The following is a 13,222-nucleotide window of genomic DNA, read 5'->3' on the forward strand; positions in this document are numbered from 1 at the left end:
AAACATCGAAAGAGTTAATGCGGGAAGTAGTCGGGCAGGCGATAGCCCCGGTAGGTCGGGTTGCGCAGGATTGCCGCGCGGAATTCATCTGAACGATAGGCCGCGACGATATCGGCCGTTTCCTGCGAATTACGGTTCGCCGATTTGACGACCACTTGATTCACGTAAGGTGAGCGCATTTGCTCGAGTGCCAGTGCTTCGGTCAGACGGTGCCCGCTGGAAATGGCGAAGTTGCCCTGGATGGCTGCGAAATCGACGTCTTCGAGCGCACGCGGCGCCTGTGCGGTTTCGAGCGGGACGATGCGAATGCCGGCGGGATTGGCGACCACGTCACGCTCCGAAACATCCACGGGATTGGGATTCTCGCGAATGCGGATCCAGCCAATCTCTTGAAGAATCTTGAGCGCGCGTTCGAGGTTGACGGGGTCGTTTGGCACAGCGACCGTTGCGCCGGCCTTCACCTCGGAGAGCGAATGGTGGCGGGTCGAGTAGAGGCCCATGGGGGGCGTCGGCACTTGCACGACGCTGACAAGGTCGGTGCCGTTCCGGTCGTTGTATGCCTTCAGATAGACGCTGTGCTGCATCACGTCGGCGGCGATTTCGCCGTGCCACACAGCCTGGTTCGCTTCAAGCCCAGTGCTGAAGTTCACGTACTGGATGGTGTAACCCTTGCGCTTGAGTTGTGGCTCGACGCCTTCCCGGAATTCGTCGGCATACGGTCCGGGAACAAAGCCGACTCGCAGCACGTGCGCGGCATTTTCGGCGGCGTGGGCAGCCGGCGATGGCAGCGCAAACAGCGTGATAATGGAGAATAACGTTTGGATAACTAATCGATGTCGCATGATGTGTGACTTGATGGTTTGGAAAGGCCGATTATGGTTGGGCCCTTTGCGGACGGCCAATATTTAATCGAGATTTACATATCGGCCACGCGCAGGGATTACGAGGCGGCGTGGTTATCTTTAGCGGGAATTAGAAGCGCAGGATTCGATGGTTTTCACGCTGCCGCGCGGCTTATAACATTGGCTTCTTTCTATCTATTGCCGAGGCAGCCACGCATGAACGCACGCCGCAACTTCATTCGAATCTCAGCCGCAGCCGCTGCGCTCGCCGCGTTGCCGGTGCTCGGCGCGCTTCCCGCGCGCGCGGCCAGCGCATCGCGTACGTTGCGCGTAGGCAATCAGAAAGGTTATCTGAGTTTGCTGAAAGGACGCGGAACGCTGGAGAAACGGCTTGCTCCCCTCGGCGTCGCGGTCACATGGACAGAGTTCGATGCAGGCCCGGTGCAACTCGAAGCCCTCAACGTAGGCTCGATCGACTTTGGCGACGTGGGCGAGGCGCCGCCCATCTTCGCGCAGGCGGCCGGTGCGCCGCTCGCTTATGTCGCGGCCACGGTGCCGCGGCCGCAGGCGGAAGCGGTGCTCGTGCCGCACGCCTCGGCCATTCGCAGCGTGACTGATCTCAAGGGCAAGACCATCGCGCTCAATCGCGGCAGCAACGTCCATTATTTCCTCGTCAAGCTGCTGCAGGCGCACAACATTCAGTATGGTGACGTGAAAATCGTGTTCCTGGCGCCCGCGGACGCGCGCGCGGCGTTCGAGCGCGGCGCCATCGATGCGTGGGTAATCTGGGATCCGTTTCTCGCCGCCGCGCAAAAGACCCTCGATGCGCGCATTCTCGCCGATGCGAGCGGCGTGGTCGGCAACCGCGCCTACTATTTTTCGTCGCTCAGCTACGCAAAACAGAACCCGGATGTCATCAAGATCCTCATCGACGAATTGAGCCAGATCGATCAGTGGGGGCAGGCCAACCGGGCCGCGCTCGCCACGCAGCTTGCGCAAGTATGGGGCTTGCCGAACGACGTGGTCAGCGAGGCGATCGGGCGCGCGCAGTTCGGCACGGGGCCGATCACGAAAGCCATCCTCGCCGAGCAGCAGCAAATCGCCAATACCTTCTTCGACCTCAAGCTGATTCCGAAGCGCGTGAACGTGCTCGAAGCGGCAGCGCCAGGCATCGTTTAGCGTGACGATTTTTCATCAGCCCCGGCCGCTCCCGCGCGCCGGGGCTTTCTCACAGCTCACAAGCCCAGCGCGCGGCGCGCCGCCATGGTACGCAACAAGCTGTTGGACGGCGCGTGAATGCGCGCGCACTGCACGTTGCGGTGATGGCGCTCGAGCGGATTGTGCCGCGCGATCCCATGATTGCCCGCGAGTTCGAGCGCGATATCCACGGCCTGAATCGCATTGTCCACCACGTTATGTTTGACGACGGCGGACAACTCGGCGGGCGCCGTACCTGCGTCGATCGCGTCGGCATGGGTGCGCAGCAGCCAGTCGTTGCTCGCCAGCAGCATCTCGATGCGTCCCATGCTTTCCTGCACGATGGGAACGGTGGCGAGCGCCGCCCCGCCTAGCGCGGCAGGCTTGCGCCCGGTGAGGAAAGCAAGCAGCCAGTCGCGCGCGGCGCGCGCCGCGCCGTCGTAGACCGTTCCGACCAGACTGAAGTACCACGCCGTGGCGTGCGGATCGCGCTGCACGCCGAGATGGGCCGGTCTCAAGCCGACGACATCGTCGACGGCAATCGCCACGTCCGTGAACACCACGTCGTGGCTTGCGCTCGCCCGCATGCCGAGCGGGTCCCAGGTCTCTACGATGCGCACGCCCGCCGCCTCGCGGGGGACGAGAAAATGGCCTAGACGCGGCTCGGGTTCGTCGGTGCGTGCAAGCACGTTGATCCACGTGAGCAGGGGTGCGCCCGTGACATAGAGTTTGTGTCCCGTGATGCGCCACGAGGCGCCTTCGCGGTGCGCGAGCGTGTTTGGCAGGCCGCCGTGCGAGGGCGAACCGAGCGCGGGCTCGACCTGGGCCGCGTTGACGAGCGCGCGGCCTTCCACGCTCGCCCGCGTGAGGCGCTGCGCGAGCGCTGCGGGCCAGTTTCCCGTTTGCTCGCGCGCGTCGTGCACGATCATGGCGTGCTGGCTGTAGTGCATCGAGAGAATGAGCGCGACCGATGGATCGCCATAGGCGATTTCGGCGACGATCGCACGCGCCACCGCGAGCCCCGCGCCGAAGCCACCGTCGCTGCGGGCAATATTCGCGCGCAGCAGGCCCGCTTCGCGCAATGCGCGGAATTGCCCGAGCGGCGCGGTGGCATTGCGGTCATGCTCGTCGGCCAGGGCGGCAAACGCGCGGCCGAGCAGCGCCGCGCGCTCGATCAGCGCGGCGGCCTGGTCCTCGTCGCGCGCGAGCGCGGCGTCCGGAGTGAATGCGTTCACGGTGCTCTCCCTGGGCAATTAGCGTTCGCCGCCCGGCGCACGCGGGTCCTGCGTGGTGCCATGGCGCACGAGGCGTCCGAAGAACGGGTGACCGGGGTCGTTGAACCCCGGTGTCGAGGGATGGCCGCTCGCCACGAGCGAATCGACAAATGCTTCGTCATCCTCATCGAGACGATACTGTAGCGCGGGCAGATAGTCGCGCCATTGCGCTTCGGTGCGCGGTCCAGCGATCGCCGAAGTGATATAGCGGCTATTGAGCACCCAGGCCAGCGCGAATTGCGCGGCGGTGAGGCTGCGCTCCTTTGCATGCGCCTCTACGCGCCGCGCAAGCTCGATCGTTTCGGCGCGCCATTCGGTCTCGCTCAGGCGGCGGTCTTGCCGTCCCGCGCGCGTGTCGGCTCCGGGCTGGGCACCGGGCTCGTACTTGCCGGTCAGCACGCCACGCGCGAGCGGGCTGTATGAGATCACGCCAAGTCCATAGTGCCAGGCGGCGCTCAACTGCTCCGCCTCGACCTGGCGATTGGCCAGGTTGTAGAGCGGCTGGCTCGCAACGGGCCGCGGCACGCCCAGCAGATCGGCCACGCGGCTGAATTCGGCAATGCGCCAGGCGCGATGATTCGACAGCCCGTAGTGTCTCAGCTTGCCTGCCGCGATCAGATCGCCCAGCGCACGCACGGTTTCCTCGACTGGTGTGTGGTGGTCCTCGCGATGCAGATACACGAGGTCCAGATAATCGGTATCGAGCCGCCCGAGACTCGCTTCGACCGCGCGGATCACGTGCTTGCGCGACGCGCCGGCCGCGTTGATCTCGCGCGGGTTGCCAACGGGGTTGCCGAACTTCGTGGCGAGCACCCAGCGGTCGCGTTGTCGCGCGATATGCCGGCCCACCACGCGCTCCGACTCGCCCTGGTGGTAGACGTCGGCGGTATCGATCGAATTCACGCCTTGCTCCTGCGCGGCTTCGATGATGCGTTCGGCCGTGGCGTCGTCGGTTGGTCCGCCGAACATCATCGTGCCGAGCGTCAGCGTGGATATTTTCAGGCCGCTATGGCCCAGTTGCCGGTAGTCCATGGATTTTCCTTGAGTCATTCAAACAGTGCGACGTGAGCGCGCTCACCGCGACAGCCAGACATCGGCGAAACTCGCGGCCGTGCCGTCGGGTGAAATGGCGTGGTCGCGCACACGCTTCGAGGCGAGCGTCACCCACTGCGGCGACACGAGATTCAGGTCCGGCAGATCGTGCTCCAGAATGCGCTGGATCTGCACGAACTGCTGCTTGCGCTTCGTTTCGTCGCTTTCCCGCGCAGCCTGCGCAAACAGGCCGTCGACTTGCGGGTTGCTGTAGTGCGAGCCGTTGGTGAAGGGCACGCCGGCGCGAAAGTTGTCGGTCGTGTACAAACGCGCTACGCCCACCACCGGATCGAACAGATTGCTCATGCCATTCACGGTGAAATCGAATTGCCGGTCGGTATAGACGCGCTTCAAATACGCCGCGAGATCCTGATTGCGGATCGTCACAGCGATCCCCACGCGGGCGAGCGCCGACTTGATGTATTCGCCCGTGCGGGCGGGCAGGTCGCCGATGGGCAGCGGGTCGAGCGTGAGCGCAAAGCGTGTGCCGTCCGCCTTGCGCGGATGACCGGCCTCGTCGAGCAGACGGTTGGCGCGCGCGATGTCGAACGGGTAGGGCGCGGGTGCCGCGTCATAGTAGGGGTTCGACGGCATCAGCGGGCTCGCGGTGGGCGTCGCGTAGCCGTAGTAGATGACCCTGCGGATCACTTCGCGATCGATCGCCGAGGCAATCGCCTGACGCACCTTCAAGGACTTGAGCACCGGATTGTCGAGATTGAACTCGATGCGCGCCACGCCCGCCTGAAACTCGTAGCCGCGTGTCTCGATGCCGAGCTTTGGATTGGCCTTGAGGCGGTCGAGGTCGGCGAGCGGCACGGGCGTATCGCCGCCGAGATCGACCGAGCCGTCCTCGAACGCCACCGCGCGCGCGGCGGGGTCGGCGATGATCTTCACGATGATGCGGTCCAGATACGGCTTGCCGGCGGTCCAGTAGTCGTCATTGCGCGCATATTCGATGTAGCTGCCGCGCACCCACTTGACGAAGCGAAACGGTCCGGTGCCGATCGGCGCGTTGTTGGCCGGATTCGCGAGCACGTCCTTGCCTTCATAGAGGTGCTTCGGCAGGATCGGCGTTTCCGAAGCCGAGAACGCGCGTATCAACCATGGCGTCGGCTCGCTGAGCGTCAGCACGACCGTATAGGGGTCCGGCGTGGCGATCGCGGTGACGTTCGCGAAGGTGGTGCGCGCTCGCGGATGCACGCGGCGCAGCGTTTCGATCGACCATGCAACGTCGGCCGAGGTAAACGGCGCGCCGTCGTGCCATTTCACGCCGTGCCGCAGATGAAACACATAGAGGCGGCCGCCGTCCTCGATCTCCCATGAGGTGGCGAGCAGCGGCTTGGGCTTGAGATCGAAGTCGTAGTCGAGCAAGCCTTCAATCACTTTCGGGCTGACCTTGAGGACATTCACTGCCGTCGTTGCGACATCCACGAGCGCAGTAGGCTCCGGCGTCACCACGAAATTGAGCGTGCCGCCGCGCGTTTGTGCGTGCGCGGCAACGTGAGCGGCCACGCTCGCCATGACGAGGAGCATGAGAACGACACGGCGTGGCGCCGTGCGCAGGAGGTGAGCGATCATCGGTTCGGCAACAGACGATAAGAGGAAATGGACGCTGGCAGGCAGCGCCGCTTTGGTTATCCTGCGAGCACGCCGGCACGCTCCGCGCGGCGGGCCAGCGCCGCCTCGAGCGGCGCCGGATCGACCCATTGCGCGAAGTCGAAATCGTCCGCGATAAAGCCCTGCTCAAAGAGAAAGCGCTTGAAGTGCGCGAGCGCGTCGAGCGCTGCGGCATCGAGTCCGATCGCGAGTTGCCGGTGCAGGCCCGCGCCATACGCGCGTGTCACCCAGTGCTCGGCGCTGCGCACTTCGCGGGCGACATAGCGCGTGACTTCGCCGGGATGCGCGCCAGCCCACGCGGCCGCGTCGAGCGTGCGAACCAGCACGCGTTCGACGAGATCGGGGCGTTCGCGCAGCAGTTGCGCATCGACCGTGAGCGGGCGCGGCGTACCGTTGTTGGCGTGCGCCCGCCGATCGGGATGCGCGCTGATGTCGACCAGCACGCGCGCGCCGAGCACGTTGGCGATATCGAGGCCCGTCGCACCCTTGACGAACACTACGTCGGCCTCGCCGCGCAGCAGCGCAGCCGCCTCGCGGGAAAACTCGTGAGCGCGCTGCGCATCGAGCCATTCGCCGAGCGGTGCCGAGTCGTCCGGTTTTGCGTGGGCGAGGCCACGGGGTGCATGCGGCAGATCCACGAGTTCGACCTCGGCTGACGAGACGCCGATGGCTTCGAGCAGCGTATGAAAGCCACGCAAAGCCGTGGCACGATGGAAATCGACGACGCCAGCGGCGGCATTGATCGGTAATCCGAAGCGGCGCCCCGCGAGCGAAGCGCGCGTGGGCGTGAGGTGCGAATCGAGCGTGATGAGCGCCTGGAACTCATCGACCCAGCTCAAACCGATGAGCCGTGTATCGCTGCCTTGCGCCCGCGCCCATAGCGCCGGTATGTTGCCGCCCTGGCGAAACGACCACGGCTGCGTATGCGTGAAGTGCGAGCGGCGAATGGCCGGGTCGTCGGCGTCCTGCAATGCCTTCACTTCGATGCCGTCGGCAGCGAATTCTTCCTGCAGCAATCCTTGCTGGGCGGCAATGCCGAATGGCGTCGGCGCAGGGCAACGGGTGTACCAGAGCAGCGTCATCAAGATTCCTCGGTGGCGAACAAGGCGCATTGCGCACGATCTCTGCGCGGGCGGCATGGAACAATCGATTATCGGCAAGCGCTTGCGGCGAGGTCAAAGAACGAATCGTGAAATAGGTTCGTGCGCGGAAGTGATTTACTTTGGCCGCAACCCCGTGCTGCCCGATTGCGCGAACCGCCGGCCAACGCAGAGATGCGAATAACAAAATGCGAATTCCGTGGTTAGTCGCGGGCAGTGCGCTCCCTATACTTTTCCTTTTGGCAAGACGCCCCGTGGCCGCCCGGGAATCAAACAATTCGCGGGCCTGACAAAAAGGAAAACTCAATGTCCGCTCTTCCCACTCAACTTCCGGTGCGCGCTCGCGCGGCCAGTCTGTCGTTGCAGGATGCGCTCGCCGACTTGCCTGCGCTCGCGAATGAAATCGGCAAAGAGGCGGCTGCGCGCGAAGGGCGTCGCGAATTGCCTTTCGAGGGCTTCGACGCATTCCGGCGCTCGGGGCTGGGACGCCTCCGGCTGCCGGTCGAATGGGGCGGCCTGGGTGGCTCGCTCGTGGACGAATTCGACGTGATCGCCACGCTGGCCGCGGCCGACAGCAATCTCGCCCACGCGCTGCGGATTCACTACGACCAGACCGAAGCGCTGCTGCTGTCGGCTCGCACGCCGTTCAACGATCTGCAGATCCAGCGCGTGATCGACGGCGCGATTTTCGGCGGCGCCTCGACCGAACTGGGGACGTCGCGTCCGGGCGAATACACCACGGCGCTTCGGCGCGACGGCGAGCATTACCGGCTCGACGGCCGCAAATACTATTCGACCGGCACGGCCTTTTCCGACTACGCGCGCCTGAGCGTGCTGAACGACGAGGGGCAACCGGTGGTGGCGATCGTGCCGGTGCGGCGCGAAGGACTCACGGTGCTCGACGACTGGGACGGCATGGGGCAGCGCATGACGGCGAGCGGCAGTCTCGTGTTCGAGAACCTGCTGGTGCGTGCGGACGAAATCACCGAACGCGGCTTGGCCACGCTCGCCGGCCGTCATGGCGGCGCGCTGCGACAACTCCACCTGGTGGCGGTGGCCGCCGGCATCGTTCGCAACGTGGTCGCGGATGCGAAGCGCTACGTGGTGGAGCATGGGCGCCCCGTACTGCACAGCACGGCGCCCTCCGCACGCGAGGATGCCTTCATTCAGCAGGTCGTCGGCACGCTCTCCGCGCACAGCCATGCGATCGACGCGCTGGTGCGCGAGAACGCCCGCACGCTCGATCGATCGGCGCAGGCGATCCGCGCGGGTGCGCCGGACGCGGATCAGCTCGTGCTGGAAGGCGCACTGGCGACGGCGCGCACGCAACTCGTGGTGAGCAAGCTGGCGCTCGAAGCCGCCGAGCGCCTGTTCGAAGCCGGCGGAGCTTCGGCCACTTCGCGCGCGCACAATTTCGACCGGCACTGGCGCAACCTGCGCACGATCTTCAGTCACAACCCTCTGCTGCACAAAGCGCGCGTCGTGGGCGACTACGCCCTGAACGGCGTGACGACTCACCTCACCGAAGGCCGCGTTTTTTGAAACCCACGATCGAGGGAGTGTCCAAAGAATGAGCCGAATTTCGTCGCGCCGCCTGCATCTGAACGTCAATATCCTGCATTCGGGCTTCGTGCCATCGGCGTGGCGTCTCGCCGATGCCGATCCCCGCGCATTCGTGGACGTGGCGCACTATGTGCGGGTCGCGCAACTCGCTGAAAGCGCGAAATTCGATGCGGTCTTTCTTGCCGACAACGCGGCGATCATCGACCAGATCGACTTCCGTCCGATCACGGCGCTCGAGCCCACGGTGCTGCTCGCCAGCATTGCGGCGGCGACCACGCTCATCGGCGTGATTGGCACGGCTTCCACGAGCTACAACGAGCCGTACAACATCGCGCGTCGCTTCGCCACGCTCGATCATGTCAGCCGTGGCCGTGCGGGCTGGAACGTCGTGACGACGGCCGATTTGCCGTCGGCGCGCAATTTCGGCCACGCTACGGTGCCCGATCACGCACAGCGCTATGCGCGGGCCGCGGAGTTCACGGAACTCGTCAAGGCCCTCTGGGACAGCTGGGACGACGACGCCTTTATCGGCGACAAGGCGAGCGGCCGTTTCATCGACGTGACGAAGGTGCGGCCCGTTGCGCACGAAGGGCGCTTTTTCAGGGTGCAGGGGCCGCTGAATCTTCCGCGTACACCTCAAGGTCATCCTGTGCTCGTGCAGGCCGGTGGGTCGGGGGATGGCCGCGATCTCGCGGCGCGTCATGCCGAGGCCGTATTCTCCGCTTCGCAATCGTTCGAGGAATCGGTGGCGTACCGGCGCGACCTCAATGCGCGCGCCGCAGCATACGGGCGCCCGCAGGGCGTGAAGGTGCTCGCGGGCCTCACGACGATCATCGGCGCAACCGAAGCCGAGGCGCTGCGGCGGCGCGACGAACTCGTCGAGCAGATTCCCTGGCGCTACAGCCTCACGCGTCTGGCCGGCACACTGGGCCTTTCACCCGATCAGCTCGACCTCGACGCGCGCCTGCCGGATAACCTCGCGCTACCCAACGGCGGCAATGGCAATCACACGTTTTTCCATGCCACGATCGCCGAGGCGCGGCGAGGCGGCCACACGGTGCGCGAGTTGATCCGCGCGCTCGCGGGCGGCGGCGGTCATCGCGTGATCGTCGGCACACCTGAGCAGATCGCCAACGATATCGAGCACTGGTTCAAGGGCGAGGCCGCCGACGGCTTCAACCTCATGCCGGACGCGCTGCCGGACGGGCTGGAGGCGTTCGTTGACGGCGTAGTGCCGATCCTGCAACGGCGTGGGCTCTTTCGAACCGAATACGAAGGCAATACCTTGCGCTCGCATCTCGGGCTCGAGCGGCCTGCCGTGGGCGTGGCGGCGATTGGCGAGGAGCTTCAGCGCGTCTGACGTGGGGCGCGCGCGGCGCGCTTCGGGCGCCGCGAGCATGCCACTCAGCGGCGCAGGCCGGCCTCGCGCAGCAAAGGCAGCACGCGTTCGCCAAAAAAGTCGAGGTCGGGCTGAAAATCGTAAAAGCTCAGTTGCACGCCGTCGACGCCTGCCGCGTGAAGCTCGATGATCTTGTCGGCCACCTCTTCAGGCGAGCCCACGATCGCGATGTTGCCGCCCACCGCGCGTGAGGCGGCCTTCGCACGATCTTCGAAACCGCCGCGCCAGGCATGTGCGTCGCTGTCGAAACGGTGAAAACTTCCCTCGTCGGCATGTGCGACGATGGCATCGTGATAGGCGCGTGCCTCGGCGGACGTCTCGCGGCAGATCACCATCGGGTTGATGAGCGTGCGCACCTCGCGCCCATACGCGCGCGCCGCGGCCTTCACGCGCGCGGTGTGCGCGGGCAGCGCTTCCAGCGCGCGATCGATCTGCGGTCCCGCCGGGCTCGTGATGAACACCACGTCGGAGTAGCGCGCGGCGAAGTCGATCCCCGCGTCGGAGCCCGTCGCGTTGATGAGCAGCGGGCGCCCATAGCGCGGCTTGGGCGTGACGTACGCGCCTTGCAGGCGCCAGCTCGAAATTTCAGGCTCGAAACTGAAGTTGTCCGGTTGCGCCCACAACTGCTGCACGGCGTCGAGAAATTCGGCCGCCATCTCATAGCGCCGGTCGTGCTCGATGCGGTTCCAGCCAAACATTTCGTGTTCGACGGCGCGGTGCCCCGTCACCACGTTGACGCCCCAGCGTCCGCGCGAGATGTGGTCGAGTGTAGCCGTGAACTTCGCGAAATGCAGCGGGTGCCAAGGCCCGTAGAGCACATGGGTCGTGGCGGCCAGGATGATGCGCTCGGTGCGCGCGGTCAGCGCCGCCAGCGTCATGAACGAGTCGAGCGCATGGCCGTCGAACACGCCGCCATAGCCGCCTTTCGGCAGCCATTGCGACAGGGCGAAAACGAGATCGAATCCGAGCGCTTCGCACTTCTGCACGAGCGCGGCGTTGTAGTCGAACGACCAGTCCGTACCGCGCGGCAGCGTCGATGCGCTCCAGCCGCCAGCCTGGATCGGCAGGAACAGCCCCAGCATGAGCGGCTGCGCGAATGCACGCGCCACGGGACTATCGGAGAAGGCGGCGGGGGAGGCTACAGGCACGAAGGGCGTCGACGCCACGGAGGAAGTGCGCGGCTCGGCCACGGGAATTTCGCTCAAGACAGACACCTTGGAGGTCGTTGCGGCGCGGGGCGCCGTGCTAGTCGATTGGTCGATCCATTGATTAAACACGTGCCGCTCGCGAATAACAAAGAAGCTTTTCTGCTTTCCAATTGCGTTGTCGCGCTGCTGCTTCGGCGCGGCGGGTCATATGGATAGCAGCATCGCTTGGTTAGCGCGCGAAGAGGCCGTTGCTACGATTGCAGCACTGTCGCCACGGCGCGAATTTCCCGGCTCGCGCAGATCGCAACGTTTAGCCTCTCGTAGCTTCACTGATATCGGAACGCATCAGCATGTCACGTTTGACCCGTCGTGAGTTTCTCATTGCAAGCGGCGCGGCCGCCGCCGCCGCGGGGTTGCCCGTGCTTGCGCGCGCCCAGGACGCCATCGCGCGCAAGCGCGGTGGCACGTTGAACGTGCTGATCAATCCCGAGCCGCCCGTGCTGGTATCGATCTTCCAGACCACGGGACCGGCGCTCGCCGCAAGCTCGAAGGTGCTGGAAGGACTCCTTGCTTATGACTTCGACCTGAAGCCACAACCGCAACTGGCCACCGCCTGGAGCGTGAGCCCCGACGGTCTGCGCTACACCTTCAGGCTGCGTCAGAACGTGCGCTGGCACGATGGCCAGCCGTTCACTTCCGCGGACGTGGCGTTTTCGGTCGATTTGCTCAAAGCGATACATCCGCGCGGACGCAGTACCTTTGCTAACGTGACGCAAGTGCAGACGCCCGACGCGAGCACGGCCATCATCGAATTGTCGAAGCCCGCGCCATTTCTGCTCAAGGCGCTCTCGGCGGGCGAGTCGCCGATCGTGCCGAAGCATCTGTACGCCACGGGTGACCCGCTCACGAACCCGCACAACAACGCGCCGATTGGCACCGGGCCGTTCCGCTTCAAGTCGTGGACGCGCGGCGCGAGCATTGTCTACGAGCGCAATCCCGACTACTGGGACGCTGGCAAGCCGTATGTCGATGCGCTCGTCTACAAGGTCATTCCCGATCCGGCCGCGCGCTCGGCGGCGTTCGAAACCGGCGCGCTCGATCTGGGCGGCGAGAACCCCGTGCCGCTCACCGACTTGCCGCGCCTCACGCAATTACCGCAGCTCGTGACGGAAACGCGTGGCTACCGCTTCCTCGAGCCTTTGGCCGAGATCGATTTCAATCTCGATCATCCGGTGTTGAAGGACCCACGCGTGCGCCAGGCCATCGCGCACGCCATCAATGCGCAGGTCGTGCAGAAGACCGTGGCCTACGGTTATGCGGACGTCTCGCCCACGCCCATCACGCCCGCCTCGCCGTATCACGATGCGCAGATCACGCCCTACGCGTTCGACCCGCATGCGGCCGAGGCGTTGCTCGATGCGGCGGGCAAGCCGCGCGGCGCGGATGGCGTGCGCTTCAAGCTGACGCACGATTACCTGCCGTATGGCGACATGTACCAGCGCCAGGCCGGCTACGTGAAATCGGCGCTCGCGCGCGTGGGGATCGACGTCACGGTGCGCTCGCAGGATCTGCCGTCTTTTCTCAAGCGTGTCTACGCCGACCGCCAGTTCGATTTCACGAGCATCGGCGTCAACACGCTGTTCGATCCGGCCGTGGGCGTGCAGCGCCTGTATTGGTCTAAGAATATCCGCCCCGGCGTGCCGTTCTCGAATGCGCCGCATTACAGCAGCGCGGAAGCGGACCGTCTGCTCGAAGCGGCGTCGGTCGAAATCGACGAAAGCCGCCGCGTGAGCCTCTACAAGCAGTTCCAGCAAACCGTTTACCGCGATCTGCCGATCCTCAATCTCGTCGCGCCGCGCATGGTCACGCTCGCCAACCGGCGTGTGCACGATCACACGGTGAGCGCGCAGGGCCTGGAAGGCAACTTCGCCGATGTGTGGCTGAGTGCCTGAGCGCGTGCCAAACGCGCATCGCACCCTCGACGGAGCCC

At 65.2% G+C, this 13,222-nt stretch carries 10 protein-coding genes; 4 read left to right on the forward strand and 6 right to left on the reverse strand.

From position 1 onward, the window contains the following. Nucleotides 1–14: 14 nt before the first annotated feature. Nucleotides 15–842 (reverse strand): MetQ/NlpA family ABC transporter substrate-binding protein, encoded by an 828-nt coding sequence (locus BFD71_RS30410; protein ID WP_069268042.1) that lies wholly within the window; start codon nt 840–842, stop codon nt 15–17. A gap of 216 nt (nt 843–1,058) precedes the next feature. Between BFD71_RS30410 and BFD71_RS30415 the strand changes: the two genes are divergently transcribed. Beyond that, complete coding sequence (locus tag BFD71_RS30415) at nt 1,059–2,021, forward strand: sulfonate ABC transporter substrate-binding protein (RefSeq protein WP_069268013.1); 963 nt, start codon at nt 1,059–1,061, stop codon at nt 2,019–2,021. Between the two features lie 56 nt (nt 2,022–2,077). On the opposite strand, the gene BFD71_RS30420 is transcribed toward BFD71_RS30415, so the two are convergent. Genes BFD71_RS30420 through BFD71_RS30435 form a run of 4 tightly spaced genes read right to left on the reverse strand, consistent with a single transcriptional unit; the run spans nt 2,078 to nt 7,104 of the window. Next, nucleotides 2,078–3,274: an acyl-CoA dehydrogenase family protein gene (locus BFD71_RS30420; protein WP_218108681.1), complete on the reverse strand. Its 1,197-nt coding sequence runs from the start codon at nt 3,272–3,274 to the stop codon at nt 2,078–2,080. Between the two features lie 18 nt (nt 3,275–3,292). Then, nucleotides 3,293–4,345, reverse strand: a complete 1,053-nt coding sequence (locus tag BFD71_RS30425; RefSeq protein ID WP_069268014.1) for an aldo/keto reductase — start codon at nt 4,343–4,345, stop codon at nt 3,293–3,295. A 42-nt stretch (nt 4,346–4,387) separates the two neighbouring features. Further along, entirely contained in the window at nt 4,388–5,983 is a 1,596-nt protein-coding gene (locus BFD71_RS30430; protein ID WP_069268015.1) for an ABC transporter substrate-binding protein, read from the reverse strand. Between the two features lie 56 nt (nt 5,984–6,039). Then, complete coding sequence (locus tag BFD71_RS30435) at nt 6,040–7,104, reverse strand: ABC transporter substrate-binding protein (RefSeq protein ID WP_069268016.1); 1,065 nt, start codon at nt 7,102–7,104, stop codon at nt 6,040–6,042. A 324-nt stretch (nt 7,105–7,428) separates the two neighbouring features. Between BFD71_RS30435 and BFD71_RS30440 the strand changes: the two genes are divergently transcribed. Both BFD71_RS30440 and BFD71_RS30445 read left to right on the forward strand, forming a co-directional pair. After that, nucleotides 7,429–8,664 (forward strand): acyl-CoA dehydrogenase family protein, encoded by a 1,236-nt coding sequence (locus tag BFD71_RS30440; protein ID WP_069268017.1) that lies wholly within the window; start codon nt 7,429–7,431, stop codon nt 8,662–8,664. 28 nt (nt 8,665–8,692) lie between these two features. Beyond that, on the forward strand, nt 8,693–10,045 hold the full coding sequence (locus tag BFD71_RS30445) for an LLM class flavin-dependent oxidoreductase (RefSeq protein WP_069268018.1): 1,353 nt from the start codon (nt 8,693–8,695) through the stop codon (nt 10,043–10,045). A 44-nt stretch (nt 10,046–10,089) separates the two neighbouring features. Here the strand turns inward: BFD71_RS30445 and BFD71_RS30450 are convergent, their stop codons facing one another. Next, nucleotides 10,090–11,289 carry an LLM class flavin-dependent oxidoreductase gene (locus BFD71_RS30450; RefSeq protein ID WP_069268019.1) on the reverse strand — a complete coding sequence of 400 codons (1,200 nt, stop codon included), beginning with the start codon at nt 11,287–11,289 and terminating at the stop codon, nt 10,090–10,092. A gap of 293 nt (nt 11,290–11,582) precedes the next feature. Between BFD71_RS30450 and BFD71_RS30455 the strand changes: the two genes are divergently transcribed. Then, nucleotides 11,583–13,184 carry an ABC transporter substrate-binding protein gene (locus BFD71_RS30455; RefSeq protein WP_069268020.1) on the forward strand — a complete coding sequence of 534 codons (1,602 nt, stop codon included), beginning with the start codon at nt 11,583–11,585 and terminating at the stop codon, nt 13,182–13,184. Nucleotides 13,185–13,222 lie beyond the last annotated feature (38 nt).

This window comes from Paraburkholderia nodosa (assembly GCF_001718195.1).
GTDB lineage: Bacteria > Pseudomonadota > Gammaproteobacteria > Burkholderiales > Burkholderiaceae > Paraburkholderia > Paraburkholderia nodosa_A.